The following is a 20524-nucleotide window of genomic DNA, read 5'->3' on the forward strand; positions in this document are numbered from 1 at the left end:
ATCCAGCGGAGACAAGACCATGCGATTCATGATCATTGTGAAAGCCAGCCCGGATTCCGAGGCCGGCGTGATGCCCAGTGAAGAACTGATGACCGCGATGGGCAATTTCAACGAGGAACTGGCCAAGGCCGGCATCCTCATCGATTGCGATGGCCTGCAGCCCAGCGGCAAAGGCGCCCGAGTGCGTTTCTCGGGTGACCAGCGCACGGTGATCGACGGCCCGTTCGCCGCAACCAAAGAGCTGATCGCCGGCTATTGGCTGTGGCAGGTGAAGTCGAAAGAGGAAGCGATCGAGTGGGTCAAGCGCTGCCCTAACCCGATGCCGGGCACAGAGGCCGAGATCGAGATTCGCCAAGTGTACGAGGCCGAAGACTTCGGGGCCGAATTCACACCGCAGTTGCGCGAGCAGGAAGAACGAGTGCGTGCGCAGGCGAAGAAGCACTGAAGCGCACTTGATAAGCCTGAAAGGCCGCTTTCGCGAGCAAGCCCGCTCCCACATTTGATCTCTGGCGTACACAAAATGTGTGATCGAAACAGAATCAATGTGGGAGCGGGCTTGCTGGCGAAGAGGCCCTCAGCCCCACCGCATTACTTGGACTTGAGCTTCAGATACGACTGATGCAGGTCCGACGCCCAGCCATCGATCACGTTTTTCACGTCATCGGTCTTCATCACCTGATCTGAGTTTTCCAGCGGTTTGCCGGTGCCCTTGCGCACGACCTGGGCGACGGCTTTGTTGCTGCCGCCATCGAGAAACACCGCTTCGGTGGCCAGATCGGTTTCCTGGTCGCGAATGCCGCTGGCAGTACTGACTGCCGCAGCCACCAGGGCGATCGGGATGACTTCATAAGGCTTGAGGCCTTCGGTCTTGCTGCTGACGGCGGTGATCGCCGCACGCACCACCATCACGCCAGGGCCGGGACCGTTGGCCAGTGGCAGGGATTTCCCTATTTCGCGTTTAAGTGCTTGATCGTAGTAACTGGTGATGCCGTTCAGTGTGGTCTGAGGGATCTTCACCGTCGGTTGCGGTTTGGGATAGAGCTGAGTCGGTTCGACGTAGACACTGGTGAATTTGTTGATATCAAGCTTGGGGTCCATCCAGCGCATCACCACGGCGCCCGATGGCGACTTGGCTTCCTTCAGCTGACTGTAGTCCTTGAGAAAACCGGAGTACTGGTCTGGCTCGACGACTTTGCTGGAGCAACCCACCACCCCGATAGAGGCGATGCACAGTGTGCTCATCATTAACGCAAGCTTCATGCTGTAACTCCTGTCAGAAGGCCGGGCAACAATATTGCATAGAGGAATTACAGGTATAGCCAATGCCCGGCACTTTGTTTTCAAAAAACACAATATTCATCTATTGCCACAGCACATCATTGACATCAAAGGCCCCTTCGCGGGTAAGCCTCACTCCTACTTGTAAGAAATGCATACAACCCGGTCCCGTAGGAGCGAGGCTTGCCCGCGAAGACATCATCTCGAACAACACAAAACCTCATCTGGAAAAAACTGGTCAATCACCACAAAGATCCGTTTTTTTCGCCGCCAATTCCCGCCGACTACCGCCCCGCATCGCCTTGGTCGGGTATCGGGGCAAGCCCACCTGGAAAACTTCAGCGCCGCCGAAACAATGGCCGCGGCTCAATCACCGAGCGCCCATAAAGCACACTCATCCCCGCCAAGCCCTTCAGTGCATCTTCGGCGGACTTGTCTTCGCGCACGGCAAAACTGTCGAAACCGCATTGGCGCATGTGGCTTAGTTGATCGCGCAGTACATCGCCAATCGCACGTAATTCGCCTTGCCAACCGAAACGCGTACGCAACAGATAGGCTTGGCTGTAGGCGCGCCCGTCGCGAAAACTCGGGAAGTCCAGGGCAATCAACGGCAGGTCCGGCAACCAAGGAGCCACGTTTGTCACTTCTTCGTTGGGACCCAGCCAGACGCCTTCGAGCGCTGATGTCCTGTCGGCATTCAGGGCCAGCCACTGGGGTAACGGCAGTATCAGCGGTCCGGCCGGCAATTGCTCCGTTGTTCCACGAATCAACTGCCACGGATCGTCTCGCACCCACTCGGCGCCGCTGTCTTGCAAACGCAGCAGATTGTTCATGCTGAAACCTCCAGCATTTTCGGATACACCCGCTCCTTGAACGGCTCCAGACCGATGCGCGCAAAGGTATCGACGAACAGCTCCTCGCTTTCCCGGTAGCGAACGAACGTGGCAATGATCCGTTCAATGACATCGGGCACTTCGGTGGCGCTGAAGGATGGGCCGATGACTTTGCCCAACGCACTGTTCTTGCCCTGGGCGCCGCCTAGAGTGATCTGGTACCACTCGCTGCCGCTTTTATCGACGCCTAGAATGCCGATATTGCCGATGTGGTGGTGGCCGCAGGCGTTCATGCAACCAGAGATATTCAGGCTGATATCGCCCAGGTCATGCAGGTAATCCAGATCCTCGAAACGTGCCTGAATCGCTTGCGCGATGGGGATTGATTTGGCGTTGGCCAGCGCGCAAAAGTCGCCGCCGGGACAAGCGATTATGTCGGTCAGCAAGCCGATGTTGGCGTTCCCCAGGCCTTGCTCGCAGGCCAGGCACCACAGTGCGTGAAGTCCAGCCTTGGGCACGTCCGGCAGAACGATGTTCTGTTCATGGGCGATGCGGATTTCGCCGAAACCAAATTGCTCGGACCACCGGGCCACCGCATCCATTTGCTCGGCGGTGACATCCCCCGGCGGCGCGGTGATGCCCGGCTTGGTCGACAGCACCACGCTGGCGTAACCCGCCACCTTGTGCGGCTGAACATTGCGCGCCACCCAACGGGCGAACGCCGGGTTCTCGGCCAGGCGTGTACCGAAGTCCAGATCAGTGCCGGCCAGTGAACGGTAATCGGGGGGCACGAAGGCACTGGCGACACGCTCATATTCAACGTCGGTCAATTGCGCCGGACCGTCCTTGAGGTACTCCCACTCCTCCTCCACTTCCCTGGCGAACGCTTCGATACCCAAAGCCTTGACCAGAATCTTGATCCGCGCCTTGTACTTGTTATCGCGGCGCCCGTGACGGTTATAGACCCGCAACACTGCCTCTACATAGGACAGCAGATGCTGCCACGGCAAGCCTTCGCGAATCTGCAAACCAAGGATCGGTGTGCGCCCCAAGCCGCCACCTACGATCACCCGCAAGAGCATTTGCCCGCTGTCATCGCGATAAAGATAGAGGCCGATGTCATGCATCATGATCGCCGCGCGGTCCTGCTTCGCCGAGCAGATGGCGATCTTGAACTTGCGTGGAAGAAACAGGAATTCCGGGTTGATGGTCGACCATTGCCGCAGGATTTCTGCCAACGGGCGCGGGTCCATCAACTCGTCCGCCGCGACGCCGGCGAAGGCTTCGGTGGTGATGTTGCGCACGCAGTTGCCGGAGGTCTGGATCGCGTGCATTTCTACCCCGGCCAGACGCTCAAGGATGTCCGGCACCTGAGCCAGTTCGATCCAGTTGAACTGCATGTTCTGCCGGGTAGTGAAATGGCCGTAACCACGATCGTAGTCCCGCGCAATGCTCGCCAGAATTCGCATTTGCTTCGCGCTCAGCGTGCCGTAAGGAATCGCCACGCGCAGCATGTAGGCATGCTTTTGCATGTACAGGCCATTCTGCAGACGCAAGGGCAGGAATTCTTCTTCGCTCAAATCGCCTGCCATGAAACGTTCGACCTGATCGCGAAACTGCGCAACACGCTCGAACACCAGGGCTCGGTCATAGTCGTCGTACTGATACATGTGGCTGCCACCTCATCAGGGGTTTTGCACAGAACCTGTGGGAGCGGGCTTGTGTGGCGAGGGAGCTTGCTCCCGCTGGGCTGCGCAGCGGCCCCAATGATGTGAGTGCTGCGCACTCAAGCGGGAGCAAGCTCCCTCGCCACACAAACTCCTCACAGGAATTGCGGTGCGTCGAATTCTGCGGCTCGATCTGGAGGGCAACTATGCGACAGCAGCGCAGCACGTTACAGATTCAGCTAAACACTAAAAAACCGTATCAGGACGCGGCCTATGGCCGCAGGCGCGCGCCGCATCTGATCCGCATAGACTCGGTTCTTCTAGTCTGTTCTGTCTATATCGCCTCGATGTGGGTCAACCAACGACGACGGCACGATGCCAGCCTGATTCCGTTCGTCGATGACCTTGAAGTGGCGCGGCGCGTGGAATTGGCGACAGGCAAAACCGTGAAAGCGGTGGCAGGGAGAGGTGAAGCCGGGTTGGGGCAACCTCGAAATCTGAGGCACCCCATCTACTGAGGAAGCTGCAGTGAATCCATCTGCCGGGAACGCCGCAGATCAATGTGGGAGCGAGCCTGCTCGCGATAGCGGAGGGTCAGTCAACATACATGTTGATTGCTAAACCGCCATCGCGAGCAGGCTCGCTCCCACAGGGGAATGTGCAAGTTCAGAGAATTCAGCCGCGCTCGCGGGGAATCAGGCTCTGCAGCTGCTGCGCCAGGAAGTTCGCATCGAAAGCAAAGGTATCCGGGTCTTTCAAGCCATTGGTCTTGCGCCACTGCCAATTGCTGGAGGGCGGCAGGCACACCAGCGAAATGCTGCCATAACGCGCGGCGGTCAAGCCCATCACTGCAAGGGAAATCTGCCCACCTGCGCCCATCACGTCCGGCACGAACTCCACCGGTTTACCGGCGATCACAATGGACAGTTTCTCGGTCTTGAACGTCGACGTCTCCGCCGGCACGCTCGGCCCGGACGCGACATACGCCTCGCGGCTCACCTCCAACAAATTGGGCGTCAGGACCGGTGCCAGCCACTGCTGGATCTGATCGAACAACTCACCAACGCGCGTCGCCCACACGGCCGATTGCGACTCAAACAGTTGCTTCTTGTGCGCTTCGCTATCTGCATAGTGGCGAAGCATCTCGCCCAGTTGCTGTACATCGTCCATTGCGGTGTTCCTTTGGTTGAAGCGTTGCTGCGGACTTTGAGCATGGCAGATGCCGGCCGCTCGCGTACAGAAAAGGTGCGAACGGCTACAGAGGCTCGGTAGATGAAAAGCACCATGACACTTCACCGAAAGATGAACGGTACAGTTGATTTTCGCTGGTATCGGCCGTTGGACAAACGGAAACTCCCTTCAGGCCTGACCTATCAACACAGGCCATAGCCTGAGGAAATCCAATGCACACCATCGGCCTTATCGGCGGCATGAGCTGGGAGTCCAGCGCCGAATATTACCGTCTCATCAACCAGCAGGTACGCGATCGCCTGGGGCCGTTGCGTTCGGCGAAATTGCTGATGTACAGCGTCGACTTCGGCCCTGTAGAACAGGCCCAGCATGCCGGGCGCTGGGACGATGCGGCGGCGATTCTGGTGGATGCGGCCCAGCGTCTGCAGGCGGGTGGCGCCGAGTGCGTGGTGCTGTGTACCAACACCATGCACAAGGTGGCCGGGCAGATACAGGCAGCGATCGATATTCCGTTCCTGCACATTGCCGATCCGGCCGGCCAAGCGGCACTGGACGTCGGCGCGCTGCGAGTGGGTTTGCTGGGGACTGCATTCACCATGGAACAGGACTTTATCAAGGAGCATCTGACGGCCAAGGGCCTGACGGTGCTGGTGCCGGACGCCGAGGAGCGCCAAGCCGTGCACCAGATCATCTATGACGAGTTGTGTGTCGGGGTAATCAGCGAGGCGTCACGCCAGGTCTATCAACGGGTGATCGAATCGCTGACCGAACGCGGCGCCCAGGCGATCATCCTCGGCTGTACCGAAATAGGCCTGCTGATCAAACCCGAGCACAGCGCCCTGCCCTTGCTCGACACCACCGAACTGCATGCGCGGGCGGCGGTGGCGTTCGCATTGGGCGACTGACTCGCGCAGAACCTGTAGGAGCGAGCGGTGCGGCGATCCGACTTGCCCGCGAAGAATGCACCGCGGTTTTTCAGGTATTCCGCGTCATCGTTCTTCGCGGGCAAGCCACGCTCCCACAGGATTTTCGTCGCTCAGATTTCGTGACTTACCGGCATTGGGCCTCGGGCGTGCGACGCAGGCGCGCCATGCTCAGGGTATCGACCAGCCGACCGTCACGCACGGCGTAATCACGAAACAGACCTTCGGTTTCAAAGCCGAATTTCTGGTACAGGCCGATGGCTGCTTCGTTGTCGGCGTACACCGAAAGCTCGACCCGTTGCAGGTTCATCCAGTTGTCGGCGATGTCCAGCGCTGCTGCCAGCAGTTTCGAACCGACGCCTTTGCCCTGCCAAGCCACGGCGACACCCATGCCGAAGCTGCCGGCGTGGCTGCGGCGGATTCGCGAAAACTGTTCCAGGCCAATATTGCCGATGACCGATCCCTGGTGCAGCGCCACCAGTTTCACCGCGCGTTCGTTGTCCGCCATCAGGCGTTGGCGCCAGACCTCGGTGGACTGAAACGGCATTTGCAGCACCTGCCGGGCCACGGCCGGGTCATTGTAGAGCGCGGTGATGCCCTCGATGTGGTGTTCGCTGAAGCGTTCGAGGTGAATGGCGGGGTCATGGTCAGGCATGGCGGTGTTCGTCCTTGATCGGTGTGTGGCCGATCACTCTAAACCGCGATCCCCATGAGTGGCGATAACAATTGAAGGTGTATCCACCTGTGGCGAGGGGGCTGCCCCCGTTGGGCTGCGTAGCAGTCGTAAACCCGGTAAATGCGATTTATCAGATAAAACCGGGTTGAATGGTTTTGAGGCTGCTGCGCAGCCCAACGGGGGCAGCCCCCTCGCCACAAATGAGCGGGGGTCAGTCATTGCGGCCCCATCATCAGACGTTCACACAAGCGCAATACAGTAACTCGGATTGATTTCTCGCCCCTTCAATCTGTGAGCCGAATACGTAATGTTGACTGTTGCCGAGATGGAAGCCTCCTTGAAAAACGGGATTGCAAAGATCCCTGATCGTTACGCTGGCAGAAATGAAGTGGGGGCTTACTGCCCCACTAACGATGTTGAGATCAACGTTCGATTTCTATCGCCAGCTGACATTCCCTCGGTGCTTGAACTTGAGCAAAGGAAATGGGAAAGCGATCAGCGCGCCGAGGCCTCCATGCTGGCGTCACGGATCGCCTCTTTCCCTGCATTGAGTATCGGCGCTTTTTGCACTCGCACGGGGACTGCGCTGGCGTCGTTGTTCATGAAACCTACCCGTCACGACACCATACGCAAGTGCCCGACATGGGCAGACTGCGCAAGAAAACAGGACGGCGAGGAGTCCGCAAAAACCGGTGTGCTGTTTGGCATCAGCCTGAGCAGTGTTGATCCGAAAGCGGTGCAAGCGATTTTCGAGTTCTTCTGGCCCCATGCGCTGAAGGCGGGATGGTCAGACATCTATCTTGGCTCGCCGGTCCCGGGTCTTCGTCATTGGGCCTCGCAGAATCCTGATCTTCCAGTAGCGCAGTATGTGCGAGGTGAACGCAAGGGCCTGCCGCTGGATCCACAACTGCGGTTTTACTTCAAAAAAGGCTTTCGCAAGATTGTCGCCATCAACGACAACTATTTCCCGCATGAGCCTTCGCTGGATGTCGGCGTGCTGATCGTAGGTAAAGTGCCACTCTCCGGCCTTTCCTTCATATGGAAGAGAGTTCCGCTGCCTTGGCTGCAGCGCATGAAAAAACTGTGCTCCGTGTGCTTGTGAACGCCTCTCTGACAAAAGCGCAGCACGTCGATGCTGGCTCGCGCTCCAACCTGCCCAGCTATCTGTTCATGGCCCTGTGCGTCTTGAATACGACCGCGATCGCCTGGCTGACTGCGCATGAGAGGTTCGGATGGCTGCCCGTTGTTCCGCTGATGGTGCTCCAGGCGATCCTGATGATTGGTCTTCAGGAGATCAAGCATCAGGCTGTGCATCGTCAGTTCCTCGTTGGCACGCGTCTCAATGATGCAGTGGGTGTGTTCGCGGCCGCCATTTTCGCCGCCAACTTCGTGGGCTACCGCTACTTTCACCTCGAACACCACCGCAAAACCTGCCAGGCCGATGATCCCGAAGGGCTGATGTACGAACAGACATGGCGGACACGCCTGATCAGCCTGCTGGGTGCAGCGGAGCAACTATGGGTGACCGTCACCACCAATATTATTTCCCGACGCTACACGCCCCCTCGCGCGGTCTGGCGCTGGCGCTGGAACAATGCCTTGATCGTCGCTTTCGTTGCAGTGCTGGGGTCAGGCATCTATGAGGTGCCTCGACAAGTCGTGTGCGCCTATCTGCTCCCGTATTGCCTTTTTGCCTGGATGGATTTCTGGCTGACGCAGGCCGAGCACTATGGCGTGCCGATCTCGGCTCAAGGCTCGCGCCGCGCACCCGCAGACATCACGACGGATTTATACCTGCCAAGGCCTCTGTCCTGGCTCATCCTGAATCGCTCGCTGCACCGCATTCACCACCACGCGCCGGCGACCCGCTGGTTCCATGCGTACGCTCAATCGAGGGCTCTGGCCAAAAGCAAGCCCGGCGGCGTGACGGACCTGCCCACCTTTCTTGCAACCTGGATGCGACTCGGTCCCCGACTCTGGAAGTAAGCCATGACAGACGCACCTATCGAACAGCGGCGCGCAAAGACTGCCGAGGCCATTGTCTTCAAGCCATTCTGGAACGACACATCGATCAAAACCTATCTGTTCGATGCCTGTTCGGTACTGCTTCCTGCCGGTGAGCAATTCGTGATTTCGGTGGTGGAGTCATCTGCGTTGCGGCTGCAACAAACGTCGGCGCTTGCCGAACATTCGCGCAGCTTCGTGGCAGAGGAACGAGCCCACCAGCGAGCGCACAGGCTGTACAACCAGCAACTGGAAAACCAGGGGTTTGAAGTCAAGAAGTTCGAGCACATGATCGAAAAAGATCTCGAGGCTCTTCAGTCGAAATTGTCACTCAATGCGCAATTGGCATTGGCTGCCGCGTTCGAGCACGTGACGGCTGTCATGTCCGCTGCCGCCTTGCGTAAGAGCGGCTTGCTCTCGGTCAAGGAGTCTCCACAGACCCGCCTGTGGCGATGGCATTGCGCTGAAGAAGTGGCGCACCAGCACGTCACCACGGACCTGGTGCGGTCGCTGGGCATACCCTATTGGCAGCGGATTTTCTTTTTCCTGGCAGCATCGGGGCTCATGGCGTTCGATGTCATTCGTCACATGCACAGTTTTGCCCGCTTCGACATCGCCCGTGGCCGCGTCAGCTCGAAGGAAGTACGGCGTGCCGCGGGTAGCTTGCTGTTGCGCGATGGCGCCAATCTGGCGTTGATGGCAATCAGATGGGCCGCCTACTTTCTTCCGCTGAAAAAAAGCTAAGGGGACAGCTCGATAAAAGAGCGGCATGGCTGGACGGTTGACGCGACAACCACCTGCTAGAGTAAAAAGCATACCAATCGACTATCCAGCACTGGAGTCGTACACCGCCACCTGGACTTTCGACTTGAGCAACGACGTTATTGGCCGGACTGAATGTCACCTTCGGAAAATGAGGAAATTTCTATGAAAGGTTTGCTTCGCGTCGCTGGATTCAGCCTGATGGCGCTTTTCGCAAGTTGTGGTGTCGGTGCCCAGACAGTGCACAGTCATGCGGCGCCTGCCTTCACCACCACACCGGCCGATATCCAAGCGGATAGACAAGGAGATTGATCGTTCCCATGTTCCACGCAGAGCGTGGGGACGGGCTTGCTCGTTAAAGGCGACCTGCACAGTCGACATTGATGTCGAATGTGATGGTCCCATCGCGAGCAGGCTCGCTCTCACATTTGAACAGTGGCTAGCCTTCAAACCATTCCCGCCGCTCGTTGAACGTGTTGTGAATCAGCTCGACGATCCCCTGCACCCCGGCCTCATTCCGGGAGTCGACATTGACCGCCATCCACACCTGGCGCTGCATCGGTTGCTTGAAAAGCCCGGGCAATGCCACCAGCGCCCGGTCGAATTGGCTCATGTAGTGCGGCAACAAACCGATGCAGGCGCTGCAACGGATCATCTCCAGCATCAGCTCATAGGAATGCAGCTGCACCATCCCCGCCAGGCGCTGCTCCACCAAACTGTTCCATGGGCCGAAAGCGGTGACCTGGCGATCGTGCTGCCATTGCACCAGCATGAAATCGGCCAGGTCACCCAGGCTGTCCGGCCGCGCCGCGACCCGTGAATACCGTTTGGCGATGTGCGGCATATAGTCCAGCCGCGCCAGACGCTGGGGCTCACTGATAGCGAAACTGGGGCCTGGCAACGGCGAATCGGTGCCGGCCAGCCACACCACCACATCGGCACTGATCGCCCGCAGGGACAGTTCGCTGTCCAGGGAAATGATGTCCAGGCGCACACTGGCGTTGCGCCGCAGCAGCGAGACCAGATCACGGCCGAGGATGTCGTGCAGGATTGACTCCGCCACGGCCAGGCGAATCAAGGGTTGTTCGATCACTGGCAAGTCGCGTTCACGGGCCAGGGCAATCAACTGCGCCTGAAGCTGCAAGCCGTCACGACTGAGGGCAAAGCCATTGCCCGAATGGCTGAACAGCGAACACTGCAATTGCGCTTCAAGTTGCGCCAATTGTTTACGCAATTGAGTCGACTTGATGTTGAGGCTGCGGGCCGCTTGCATGAAACAGCCGCAACGGGCGCTGACCATGAACGACTGCACCAGCACCGGATCAATGCCGGCTACCCGCGAGTGCAGGGATTCGCGCTGTTCTGCGGGCCAGCGGTACTCGGCCATCCCCTGGCGCGAGGTGGATTCCATGAATGACATTGATGACTCCCTGTCGATCTGTCCTTGAGCGTTTTATCCTGCTGACTGTTCATGAACCTGATATGACAATCGGGCAAAAATTGAGTCACCTGTCTGTAAGCGCTTGAATTAACCGCTGGGCGTTTGCCGAAAGCTCACCGCCAGGCGATTCCAGCTGTTGATGGTGCTGACGGCCATCGTCAGGTCGACCAGTTCACCTTCGCTGAACTGCTCCCGGGCCAGTGCGTAAACGTCATCCGGCACGTGGCTTTCCGAGAGCAGGGTTACCGCTTCGGTCCAGGCCAGGGCAGCGCGCTCGCGAGGGTTGAAGAAGCTGCTGTCGCGCCAGACCACGATCGCATACAACCGGCGATCGCTCTCGCCGAAGCGGCGCGCATCCACCGAGTGCATGTCGGTGCAGAAGGCGCAGCCATTGAGCTGCGAGGCGCGGATTTTGATCAGGTTCAACAAGGCCGGTTCAATGCTCAGGTCGCGGGTCAAGGCCTCCATGGCGATCATGGCTTTCATCGCTTTGGGGGATGCGCTGTAGTAATCCAGACGGGGGTTCATGGGGCGACCTCATGGATCGGATAGATGACTCCAAGGTAGAGCCTGATCCCTGGGCGTGACAGGTCCAATTCGTCGAAAAAACCATGGACCGCCGCAGCAGGCCAATCGCAGGTTTTTCGCCCACGCAACTTCTGTGCAGCCATTCATGCGGGTAATCTGGCGCGACGCACAGTCGCCTCAACCGCCCCAGGAGCCCCGCCGGTATGGAACTTCATGTTGTCATCAACGGCCGCAAGGACCTGGCAGGCCAGTTGTACCGGCAACTGCGCGACGCCATTGAATCCGGCCGTCTGGCGGCCGGGGCGCAGCTGCCGCCCAGCCGCTTGCTGGCCGAACAACTGGGGATCTCACGCAAAACCATTTCCGACACGTATGCGCAACTCACCTACGAAAACTTCCTTACCGGGGTGATCGGCAAAGGCACTTACGTCAATGCCCGGCCGGCAAAAATCGTTCGCAAACAGAGCCATTCGGAGCTGGCGAGCTTTGATGTCATCGAACGCTGGCGCAGCCTGCCGACATTCTTGCGCCACCCGACGCTGGAAGGCTCGCTGCGTTACGAGTTCATCGGTGGCGCCACCAGCAAGGGCCAGTTTCCGCAGGACGATTGGCGCCGTTGCACTTCCCATGCCTTGCGCCAGATCGCCGGTTCCAAAGGTTTCTATAGCCTGCCCGAAGGCCTGCCGGCGCTTCGCAATGCCATCGCACGGCACATCGCGTTCTCGCGTGGGGTCAATTGCCAGGACGAAGACGTGGTGGTGTGCAACGGCGCGCAACAGGCGCTGGACCTGATTTCCCGGGTCCTGACCCAACCGGGCAGCCTCGTTGCCATGGAAGATCCCGGCTACCCGCCGGCGCGCCTGTTATTCGGGAGCCATGGCGCGACGGTGGTCGGCGTGCCGGTGGATGCGCAAGGCATTCAGGTCGAGCACATTCCCGATGGCACCCGGCTGATTTACGTCACCCCGTCCCACCAGTTCCCTTTGGGCATGCCTATGAGCCAGTCCCGCCGCGAAGCCCTGCTCGCAAGGGCCTATGAGCTGGGGGCGATCATTATCGAAGACGATTACGACAGCGAATTCCGCTACGAAGGCCGGCCCACCGACTCGCTGCAAAGCCTGGATGAGCGCGGCATCGTCGCCTACGTCGGTACTTTCTCGAAGACCCTGTTGCCGGAGTTGCGGCTTGGGTACGCGATTTTGCCGCCGGCGATTCTCGAAGCGGTGATCCGTGCCAAGCAGCTTACCGACCTGCATACCTCCACCCTGCCCCAATGGGCGCTCGCCAAGTTCATCGCCGAGGGTTGTCTACTCAAGCACATCCGACGCAGCCATACGATTTACGCCGGACGCCGTGAACGGATCCTGGCGCGCATGGCGGGTGACCTTTCGCCGTGGTTTGAGGCAGTGCCGACCACGGCCGGGTTCCACATGGCGGTGCTGTGCAAGGTGCCGGTCGATATTCCATTGGTGATCGAATTGGCAAAAAAAGTCGAAGTGGGACTCTATGCCCTGGACAGTTTTTTTTACCAGCAAACGCCGCGGGCCGGGCTTTTCCTGGGGTTCGGCGCGATCGAAACCCTGGACATCGACATCGCCCTGGACCGCTTAAGAGACATTTTGCAGCAGCTCGGCTGAGGGATTGGTCTGCGGCTTTATCTGGCGATTGGCTATTGGCGGTCTGGGGGTGCAGGCCTATCCTGATTGGGCGTTATCCCTCAATGAGCAGGATTCGTCCGGCCTGATTCAGGAGTGTGAGCAATGTCCAACGAAGTGATCAACACCGTAAAGGTGCAGGCTGCCGCCGGCCGCTCGGACGAACTGGGTAAGCAACTGCAAAAGATTGTCGACACCCTGCGCGAACTACCGGGCTGTGACTCCTATATGGTCGACCGCTGCCCCGAGGACGACACCCGCTGGACGGTCAGCGCCCGCTGGCAATCGGAAGCGGCCATGCACTCGCATTTCAACTGCCCCGAAGTGCAAGGCTTTATCGGCCTGATCGACAGCCGACTGGCGAATGCCGTCGACTTCAACAGCTTTCCAATCGTCTGACAAACATCTGTGGCGAGAGAGCTTGCTCCCGCCGTCCGGTCCGCGCTCGGGCGCAGCAGACGTAAATCCGGCGAACGCAGTCTGCCTGGTCCTGCGCGTCCACCGGTTTTGGGGCCGCTGCGCAACCCAGCGGGAGCAAGCTCCCTCGCCACAGTTCATCACCCTTTAGCTCTGCGCACTCTGTGATTGGTCCCCTCACCTTCCCGAAAATTGGCCGTTTGATTGCCCGATAGCGCGGCTTACTGTGGTCCCTGACGACTCACCACCTCAGGTAATCAACCATGAATGCGCTTCGTTTTTTTGCTGCTCCTTTCGCCGCCCTGACGCTGAGCGTTTCAGCCCCGGCATTCGCCCACGACACCGCAGCTTCAGAAAAAGTCACCGTCCTGCAGGACCAGATGCTGAAGAACGCACCCGGCAAAAAAGCCTTGATGATCGAAGTCGATTACCAGCCGGGCCAATCGTCCATCGCCCATAAACATCAGGGCACGGCCATGGCCTATGTGCTTTCGGGGGAGATCATTTCGCAAGTCAAAGGTGAAAAAGCGATCACCTACAAGGCCGGCGAGTTCTGGTACGAACCGGCCGGTTCTGAACATCTGGTCTCGAAGAATGCCAGCGCCACCCAAACCGCGAAGCTGTTGGTGTTCATGGTGTTGGCTCCGGATGAGAAAGTGTTGATTCCTTTGGAAAACTGATCACCGAGGTGATGCTGACGGCCTCATCGCGGGCAAGCCCGCTCCCACAGTGTCCGTGTCGTGCTCAAATCCTGAGTCACCCACAATACCTGTGGGAGCGGGCTTGCCCGCGAAGAGGCCCGCCCAGCTGCTGCAAATCCCAGACAAAAAAAAAGCCCCATCTCTTTCGAGACGGGGCTTTTTCATTCAACGCCTATCAGGCAGCCGGTTCCAGCTCGGTGCTGACAGCGGCAGTCGCAGTGGCAGGCACCACCGCTTGACCGCTTAACGCCAGGTCCAGCAGTTCGCGGTTGGCCACCGCGTACATGGCGTAGTCAGTGCCGCTGGCGGCACGGATTTCCACCAGCATGGCGCGCCAGCGTTCGATCATGCCTTCGTGCTCTTCCATCCACAGCGCCAGGCGTGTTTCCACGTCCTGGGTGCCGTCGCCCTGTTGCAGGACGGAGATGGTGATCGCACGTTGTTGCCAGTCGACGTCATCACGGAACGCTTCACGGGCCAGGGCCTGCCAGTTGTTTTCAACCGGCAGAGCGCTGATCTGTTGCAGGTACCAGGTGATGTCCAGCGCGCTGCCCACGGCGAAGTAGGCCTTGGCCACGTCCGCTGCGTTCTGGCCGGTCACGTCCGAAGCTTCGATGATCGGCAGCAAGGTGTACAGGTGAGTGGTGCCTGCAACCATGCGCGCCAGCAACTCAGGCACGCCAGCAGCGACGTAAGCCTGGTAGCGGGTCTGCCAGCCTTCGCGAGTCGGGCCTTCCAGCAGTTCGTCGAGCTTGAGACCCAACGCTGCCAGATGCGGGCCGAAGTGCGCGACGTCACGGGCAGCGTTCTGCTCGTTGCGACGGCTGCGCAGGAACCAGCGCGTAGCGCGACGGCCCAGACGCATCAACTCGTCCATCAGCTCCAGTTGCACATCAGCGGAGACCTGGTAGTCCAGGGCTTCGATCTGACGGAACCAGTGTGGGAGATGGAAGATGTCACGCACGATCACATAAGCACCGGCCACGTTCGCCGGGCTCATGCCGGTCGACTCTTTGAGTCGTTGAACGAAAGTGATGCCCATGTGGTTTACCAGATCGTTGGCGATCTGGGTGCTGACAATTTCGCGCTTCAGACGGTGACGGCGCATGGCAGCGGAGAACTTGCTGACCAGCGTCGGCGGGAAAGCGGTTTCCATGTCGCGGGTCAGGTAATCGTCGTCCGGCACCAAGGAGTTGAGCAGCGCTTCCTTGAGGTCGATCTTGCTGTAGGAGATCAGCACCGACAGCTCGGCACGGGTCAGGCCGTGGCCTTCCGCGAGGCGTTCGTTGATCGCTTCTTCAGCCGGCAGGAACTCGATGGCGCGATCCAGCTTGCCGCGGCCTTCCAGATCGTTCATCAGGCGCTTGTATTCAGCAATCCGCACGAAGGCACGGCGTGCCGCCAGGGACAGGGCCTGAGTCTGCTTGTAGTTGTTGCCAAGCACCAGGTTGCCGACTTCGTCGGTCATGCTCGCCAGCAACTGGTTACGTTGCTTGTCGGTCATGTCACCTGCGTGTACCACTTCGTTCAGCAGGATCTTGATGTTCACTTCGTGGTCGGAGCAGTCCACACCACCGGCGTTGTCGATGAAGTCGGTGTTGGAGCCGCCGCCATTGAGGCCGAATTCGACACGACCCAGCTGAGTCATACCGAGGTTACCGCCCTCGCCCACGACTTTGCAGCGCAGTTCGTTGCCGTTCACGCGCAGTGCATCGTTAGCCTTGTCGCCGACATCGGCGTGGCTTTCGGTGCTGGCTTTCACGTACGTACCGATACCGCCGTTCCACAACAGGTCTACCGGTGCCTTGAGCAAGGCATTGAGCAGTTCGGTTGGAGTCAGCTTGTCAGCCTGAATGTCGAAACGCTCTTTCATCTGCGGGGAAATCGCGATGCTTTTTGCGCTGCGCGAGAAGATCCCGCCACCTTCGGACATGATGCTGGTGTCATAGTCCGACCACGCCGAACGCGGCAAGTCGAACAGACGTTGACGCTCGGCGAAGCTGTTGGCAGGCGCAGGGTTCGGGTCGATGAAGATGTGCAGGTGGTTGAAGGCAGCGACCAGTTGCAGCTTGTCGGACATCAGCAAGCCGTTACCGAACACGTCACCGGCCATGTCGCCGACGCCGACCACAGTGATGCTGTCTTCCTGAACATTGATGCCGCGCTCACGGAAGTGGCGTTGTACGCCGACCCACGCGCCCTTGGCGGTAATGCCCATTTTCTTGTGGTCGTAACCGGCCGAGCCGCCGGATGCAAAGGCGTCGCCGAGCCAGAAACCGTAATCGATGGCGATACCGTTGGCGATGTCGGAGAAGGTCGCAGTGCCTTTGTCCGCCGCCACTACCAGGTACGGGTCATCGTCGTCATGACGCACGACGTTGGCCGGCGGTACCAGCGCGCCGTCTTTCAGGTTGTCGGTGATGTCCAACAGGCCCGAGATGAAGATGCGGTAGCAGGCGATGCCCTCGGCCGCGATCTCGTCACGGCTGCCGCCCAGTGGCAGGCGACGCGGCAGGAAGCCGCCCTTCGCACCCACCGGCACGATGACCGAGTTCTTCACTTGCTGGGCTTTTACCAGGCCAAGGACTTCGGTACGGAAGTCTTCTTCACGGTCGGACCAGCGCAGACCACCACGTGCAACGTTGCCAAAGCGCAGGTGCACGCCTTCAACGCGAGGCGAGTAAACGAAGATTTCGAACTTCGGAACCGGCTTCGGCAGCTCTGGAATCTGGTGCGGGTTGAACTTGAAGCTGAAGTAGGACTTGTTCTGACCGTTGGCGTCGGTCTGGTAGAAGTTGGTCCGCAGGGTCGCTTTGATCAGGTCCAGGTAACGACGCAGGATGCGGTCTTCGTTCAGCACCTGAACATCGTCCAGTGCTGCCAGAATCGCGTGTTCCAGACGTTGTTGCTTATCTTCCAGATCGTCGCCGGTCAGCTTGCGCGCCAGGTAGAAACGGGTCTTGAACAACCGGGTCAACTCGCGAGCGATGTCGGTGTGGTTGTTCAGGGTGCTGGCGATGTAACCCAGGTCGAAGCCCAGGCGGATCTGCTTCATGTAACGGGCGTAAGCACGCAGCAGCGCCACATCGCGCCATGGCAGGCCGGCGGTCAGCACCAGGCGGTTGAATGCATCGTTCTCGGCATCGCCACGCACGATGTGGACGAAGGCGTCCTGCAAGGTGTCGTTGAGTTGCTGGATGTCGAGTTCCAGGCCTTCGGCGGCGGTGAACGCGAAATCGTGAATCCAGAATTCGCGGCCATTGTTGTGACGCAGGCGATACGGGAACTCACCCAGCACGCGCAGGCCGAGGTTTTCCAGGATCGGCAACACGTCGGACAACGCCAGCGGCGTATCGGCGTGATACAGCTTGCAGTGCAGCATGCGCTGACCGGAGACCTGGGCCAATGGCTGATAGAAGCTCATGACCAGCGGATTTTTTTCGCTCAGGCTCAGCAGGTGTTGCATGTCGACCACAGCCGAGTGGGCTGCGAAACGCTCGCGGTAACCGGCCGGGAAGCCTTTCGGGAAGTCGGCCAACACGTTGGTGCCCTGGGCTTCGCCGAAGCTCTCGACCACCAGGCTCGCGTAGTCGTCCTGCCAGCTGCGGCAGGCCTGCACCACTTCTTTTTCCAACAGAACCGGGTCGATGTCCAGACGGTTCTTCGGATCGACGCGCAGAATCAGTTGCACACGGGCCAGCACGGACTCGGAGAAGAAGGTCCAGAACTCGCAGTCCGAGGCTTTCAGGCGATCCATCAGCACTTGCTGGATCTTCTGGCGCACTTCGGTGGAGTAGATGTCACGCGGCACGTAGGCCAGGCAGTAGCAGAAGCGGCCGTACGGGTCTTTGCGCAGGAACACGCGGATCTTGTTGCGTTCCTGGATCTGCACGATCGACATCACGGTGGTGAACAACTCGTCCACCGGGGTCTGGAACAAGTCATCGCGCGGCAACACTTCAAGCACCTGGGCCAATTCCTTGCCCAAGTGAGCCTTGGCCTGGAAGCCCGAACGCTGTTCGATGATCTCGACCTTGCGACGGATGTAAGGAATGACCCGCACGCTTTCGCCATACACCGAGGAGGTGTACAGGCCCATGAAGCGGCATTCTTTAACGACTTTGCCATTGGCATCGATCTGGCGGATCGACACGTAATCCGGGTACGCCGGACGGTGTACGCGGCTTGGGTGTGCAGCCTTGGCGAACGACAGTGGCGTTGGTTCACGCAGGTAATTGACGGCGTAGTCTTCGATGCGCAGATCATCGACGGTCAGGCCGGCGCGCAGCAGTTTGGTCAGGCCGAGGAACGAAGTCTGGTCATATTCGATGTGACCGCCGTTCTGATCTTCGCCCACCACGAATTCTTCGTAGCCCAGGAACGTGAAGTGGTTGCCCACCAGCCATTCCAGGAAGCTCTTGATTTCGGATTTTTCGTCGGCATTGATGATGAACTGGCTGTTGTCGATGCCTTCGATCAGCTCCTGGACCTTGGCTTTCATCGGTTCGAAATCGGCGACCGCGACGCGGACTTCGCCGAGAACCTGCTCCAGCTCTTTGGTCAGGACATTCAGCTCGGCCGTATTGGCGCAACGGTCGATTTCCAGGTACATCAGCGATTCTTGCAGAATGCCTTCGCCCTGGGTGCCTTTCGGCAGGATTTCCAGCAGCTCGCCCTTGCTGCCGCGACGCACGCTCAGCACAGTGGTTTGCAGGGTATGGATGCTGTAGCCGCGACGGTTCAGCTCGGTACGCACCGAGTCCACCAGAAACGGCAGGTCGTGGTGCAGCACTTCGACCGCGGTGTGGGTCGACTGCCAGCCGTGGCGTTCGTAATCGGGGTTGTAGACGCGCACTTGCGGATGCGCGTGATCGAAGCGCTCAAGCAGGCGCCACGCAGAAAGGGTGCAGCCGGCGAGATCGGACAGCCGACGCTGGGTCAGCTCGTCCAGGGAAATAATGCCGAAAAATTGTTCGGCGAACAGCGCCACTTGTGGCAGTGCCTGTTCACTGATGTGCTGCGCCAGTGCCGCTTGCAGTTGGTGCTGGAAGTCGGCTTTGCTGGCTGCGGTGAAGAACGCCATCTGTGGTACTCCGCTTGGGCTTGTTATTGATGGAAGCGTCGCGTGCAAAACCCCTTTCGGGGCAATCCGTCACCCTGTTCCTGATTCTCGGGCAGAGGAAACAGAATGACAGGTGGATGAAGCTGGACGAGACACTCAGGTCACATTCACCTTCCTGAATGGGTATCGGCAAAAGCGACTGTACAATGAATTACACAATGCCTTTACGGGTATCCATTCGATGCGCAGCTTAACGAGTGCAGCAAGGGCCGTGCTTGCAGCGCTGCGACATATTCGGTCATCGGCACGTAAACGGCGGTCCATGCCTCGAACAACACTAGCAGTCATGCGGAAAAATAGGCACTTTATGCCCGGCTTTACCGCACCCTCGTGCCAAAAATGACTGAGGATGCTCCGGATGTTCACGTCACATCTTCTGACACTCAGCCGAGCAGAAATTCCCCGGGGCTGGCAGAATTGCCTTTTGTTACGTTCACCACGCTCGCCGAGCCAGGATTTTCCCATGCAAATGACAACTGACCTCTTGATCGTCAACCCGTGCGACGAAGAAGAAGACAACTTGGCCATGCTCTGCTGCAACAGCGCCGAGGGCGAAATGTTCCTGATGAGCCGCTTTCCGGACGAGGATGAGCTGGAGATCATCTTCCACGACAAGCCTTCGGCCCTCAACGGGGTGAAAGTCACTCTCAGCCCTGACCGCCTGCTGATCGAAATCGCCGCCGCGGACGCCGATGTGCTCGATGGCGAAGATTCGCTGGAAATTCTGCACAGCACCGATGCGCAGGATTTGGCTGAAGTGGAAGAAACCTTGCAGAACATCCTTAAAGGCACGGGAACTTACATCAGCCAGCTCTGATGGTGTTCGGGCGGGCCTCATCGCGGGCAAGCCCGCTCCCACAGGGTCTGATGTGTTGCAAAGATTGCAAGCACACCGCTGAAACCTGTGGGAGCCGGGCTTGCCCGCGATGAGGCCAGAACAGCCACCGCCCGACCCAACCTTGGAATATCCAACAATTTTGCCCCTCAATTCCTGCACTCCCACAGGCTCTGATGTGTTGCAAAGATTGCAAGCACACCGCTGAAACCTGTGGGAGCCGGGCTTGCCCGCGATGAGGCCAGAACACCCACCGCCCGACCCAACCTTGGAATATCCAACAATTTTGCCCCTCAATTCCTGCACTCCCACAGGCTCTGATGTGTTGCAAAGATTGCAAGCACACCGCTGAAACCTGTGGGAGCCGGGCTTGCCCGCGATGAGGCCAGAACAGCCACCGCCCGACCCAACCTTGGAATATCCAACAATTTTGCCCCTTAATTCCTGCACTCCCACAGGGTCTGATGTGTTGCAAAGATTGCAAGCACACC

At 59.0% G+C, this 20524-nt stretch carries 19 protein-coding genes; 11 read left to right on the forward strand and 8 right to left on the reverse strand.

Annotated elements, in window-relative coordinates; genetic code table 11:
- Positions 1–19 precede the first annotated feature (19 nt).
- On the forward strand, positions 20–445 hold the full coding sequence (locus AB3226_RS01470; RefSeq protein WP_367371714.1) for a YciI family protein: 426 nt from the start codon (positions 20–22) through the stop codon (positions 443–445).
- A 143-nt stretch (positions 446–588) separates the two neighbouring features.
- Here the strand turns inward: AB3226_RS01470 and AB3226_RS01475 are convergent, their stop codons facing one another.
- From AB3226_RS01475 to AB3226_RS01485, 3 genes are all read right to left on the reverse strand, one after another.
- Positions 589–1260 (reverse strand): DUF3313 domain-containing protein, encoded by a 672-nt coding sequence (locus AB3226_RS01475; protein ID WP_367371715.1) that lies wholly within the window; start codon positions 1258–1260, stop codon positions 589–591.
- Positions 1261–1616: 356 nt separating this feature from the next.
- The gene (locus AB3226_RS01480) at positions 1617–2111 is read right to left on the reverse strand and encodes a DUF934 domain-containing protein (protein ID WP_367371716.1); all 495 of its coding nucleotides are present in this window, start codon (positions 2109–2111) and stop codon (positions 1617–1619) included.
- On the reverse strand, positions 2108–3781 hold the full coding sequence (locus AB3226_RS01485; RefSeq protein WP_367371717.1) for a nitrite/sulfite reductase: 1674 nt from the start codon (positions 3779–3781) through the stop codon (positions 2108–2110). Before AB3226_RS01485 ends, AB3226_RS01480 begins: the two co-directional genes overlap by 4 nt.
- Positions 3782–3984: 203 nt before the next feature.
- Between AB3226_RS01485 and AB3226_RS01490 the strand changes: the two genes are divergently transcribed.
- The gene (locus AB3226_RS01490; RefSeq protein WP_367375885.1) at positions 3985–4296 is read left to right on the forward strand and encodes a hypothetical protein; all 312 of its coding nucleotides are present in this window, start codon (positions 3985–3987) and stop codon (positions 4294–4296) included.
- A 157-nt stretch (positions 4297–4453) separates the two neighbouring features.
- Here AB3226_RS01490 and AB3226_RS01495 read toward each other — a convergent pair whose 3' ends face one another.
- Entirely contained in the window at positions 4454–4948 is a 495-nt protein-coding gene (locus tag AB3226_RS01495) for a hypothetical protein (protein ID WP_367371718.1), read from the reverse strand.
- A 233-nt stretch (positions 4949–5181) separates the two neighbouring features.
- Here AB3226_RS01495 and AB3226_RS01500 point away from each other — a divergent pair, with 233 nt between their 5' ends.
- Positions 5182–5874: an aspartate/glutamate racemase family protein gene (locus AB3226_RS01500; RefSeq protein ID WP_367371719.1), complete on the forward strand. Its 693-nt coding sequence runs from the start codon at positions 5182–5184 to the stop codon at positions 5872–5874.
- A 145-nt stretch (positions 5875–6019) separates the two neighbouring features.
- Here AB3226_RS01500 and AB3226_RS01505 read toward each other — a convergent pair whose 3' ends face one another.
- The gene (locus AB3226_RS01505; protein ID WP_367371720.1) at positions 6020–6547 is read right to left on the reverse strand and encodes a GNAT family N-acetyltransferase; all 528 of its coding nucleotides are present in this window, start codon (positions 6545–6547) and stop codon (positions 6020–6022) included.
- Between the two features lie 328 nt (positions 6548–6875).
- Between AB3226_RS01505 and AB3226_RS01510 the strand changes: the two genes are divergently transcribed.
- The 4 genes from AB3226_RS01510 to AB3226_RS01525 all read left to right on the forward strand — a co-directional run bounded on the left by AB3226_RS01510 (position 6876) and on the right by AB3226_RS01525 (position 9646).
- Complete coding sequence (locus AB3226_RS01510) at positions 6876–7670, forward strand: hypothetical protein (RefSeq protein ID WP_367371721.1); 795 nt, start codon at positions 6876–6878, stop codon at positions 7668–7670.
- Positions 7607–8554, forward strand: coding sequence for a fatty acid desaturase (locus tag AB3226_RS01515; protein ID WP_367371722.1), 948 nt, complete (start codon positions 7607–7609; stop codon positions 8552–8554). Before AB3226_RS01510 ends, AB3226_RS01515 begins: the two co-directional genes overlap by 64 nt.
- Before the next feature lie 3 nt (positions 8555–8557).
- On the forward strand, positions 8558–9316 hold the full coding sequence (locus AB3226_RS01520) for a metal-dependent hydrolase (RefSeq protein WP_367371723.1): 759 nt from the start codon (positions 8558–8560) through the stop codon (positions 9314–9316).
- 183 nt (positions 9317–9499) lie between these two features.
- Entirely contained in the window at positions 9500–9646 is a 147-nt protein-coding gene (locus tag AB3226_RS01525) for a hypothetical protein (protein WP_367371724.1), read from the forward strand.
- Between the two features lie 127 nt (positions 9647–9773).
- Here the strand turns inward: AB3226_RS01525 and AB3226_RS01530 are convergent, their stop codons facing one another.
- Positions 9774–10754 carry a LysR family transcriptional regulator gene (locus AB3226_RS01530; RefSeq protein WP_367371725.1) on the reverse strand — a complete coding sequence of 327 codons (981 nt, stop codon included), beginning with the start codon at positions 10752–10754 and terminating at the stop codon, positions 9774–9776.
- 108 nt (positions 10755–10862) lie between these two features.
- Positions 10863–11303 (reverse strand): carboxymuconolactone decarboxylase family protein, encoded by a 441-nt coding sequence (locus AB3226_RS01535; RefSeq protein WP_367371726.1) that lies wholly within the window; start codon positions 11301–11303, stop codon positions 10863–10865.
- Between the two features lie 203 nt (positions 11304–11506).
- Here AB3226_RS01535 and AB3226_RS01540 point away from each other — a divergent pair, with 203 nt between their 5' ends.
- The 3 genes from AB3226_RS01540 (at position 11507) to AB3226_RS01550 (ending at position 14055) form a co-directional block, all read left to right on the forward strand.
- Complete coding sequence (locus AB3226_RS01540; protein ID WP_367371727.1) at positions 11507–12940, forward strand: PLP-dependent aminotransferase family protein; 1434 nt, start codon at positions 11507–11509, stop codon at positions 12938–12940.
- 123 nt (positions 12941–13063) lie between these two features.
- Positions 13064–13357 carry an antibiotic biosynthesis monooxygenase family protein gene (locus tag AB3226_RS01545; protein ID WP_367371728.1) on the forward strand — a complete coding sequence of 98 codons (294 nt, stop codon included), beginning with the start codon at positions 13064–13066 and terminating at the stop codon, positions 13355–13357.
- Positions 13358–13638: 281 nt separating this feature from the next.
- Positions 13639–14055, forward strand: coding sequence for a cupin domain-containing protein (locus AB3226_RS01550; protein ID WP_367371729.1), 417 nt, complete (start codon positions 13639–13641; stop codon positions 14053–14055).
- A 196-nt stretch (positions 14056–14251) separates the two neighbouring features.
- Here the strand turns inward: AB3226_RS01550 and AB3226_RS01555 are convergent, their stop codons facing one another.
- Positions 14252–19159 carry an NAD-glutamate dehydrogenase gene (locus AB3226_RS01555; RefSeq protein WP_367371730.1) on the reverse strand — a complete coding sequence of 1636 codons (4908 nt, stop codon included), beginning with the start codon at positions 19157–19159 and terminating at the stop codon, positions 14252–14254.
- A 502-nt stretch (positions 19160–19661) separates the two neighbouring features.
- Between AB3226_RS01555 and AB3226_RS01560 the strand changes: the two genes are divergently transcribed.
- The gene (locus tag AB3226_RS01560) at positions 19662–20015 is read left to right on the forward strand and encodes a hypothetical protein (RefSeq protein ID WP_038984062.1); all 354 of its coding nucleotides are present in this window, start codon (positions 19662–19664) and stop codon (positions 20013–20015) included.
- Positions 20016–20524: the final 509 nt, after the last annotated feature.

The organism is Pseudomonas lini (genome assembly GCF_964063345.1).
Classification (GTDB): domain Bacteria; phylum Pseudomonadota; class Gammaproteobacteria; order Pseudomonadales; family Pseudomonadaceae; genus Aquipseudomonas; species Aquipseudomonas lini_B.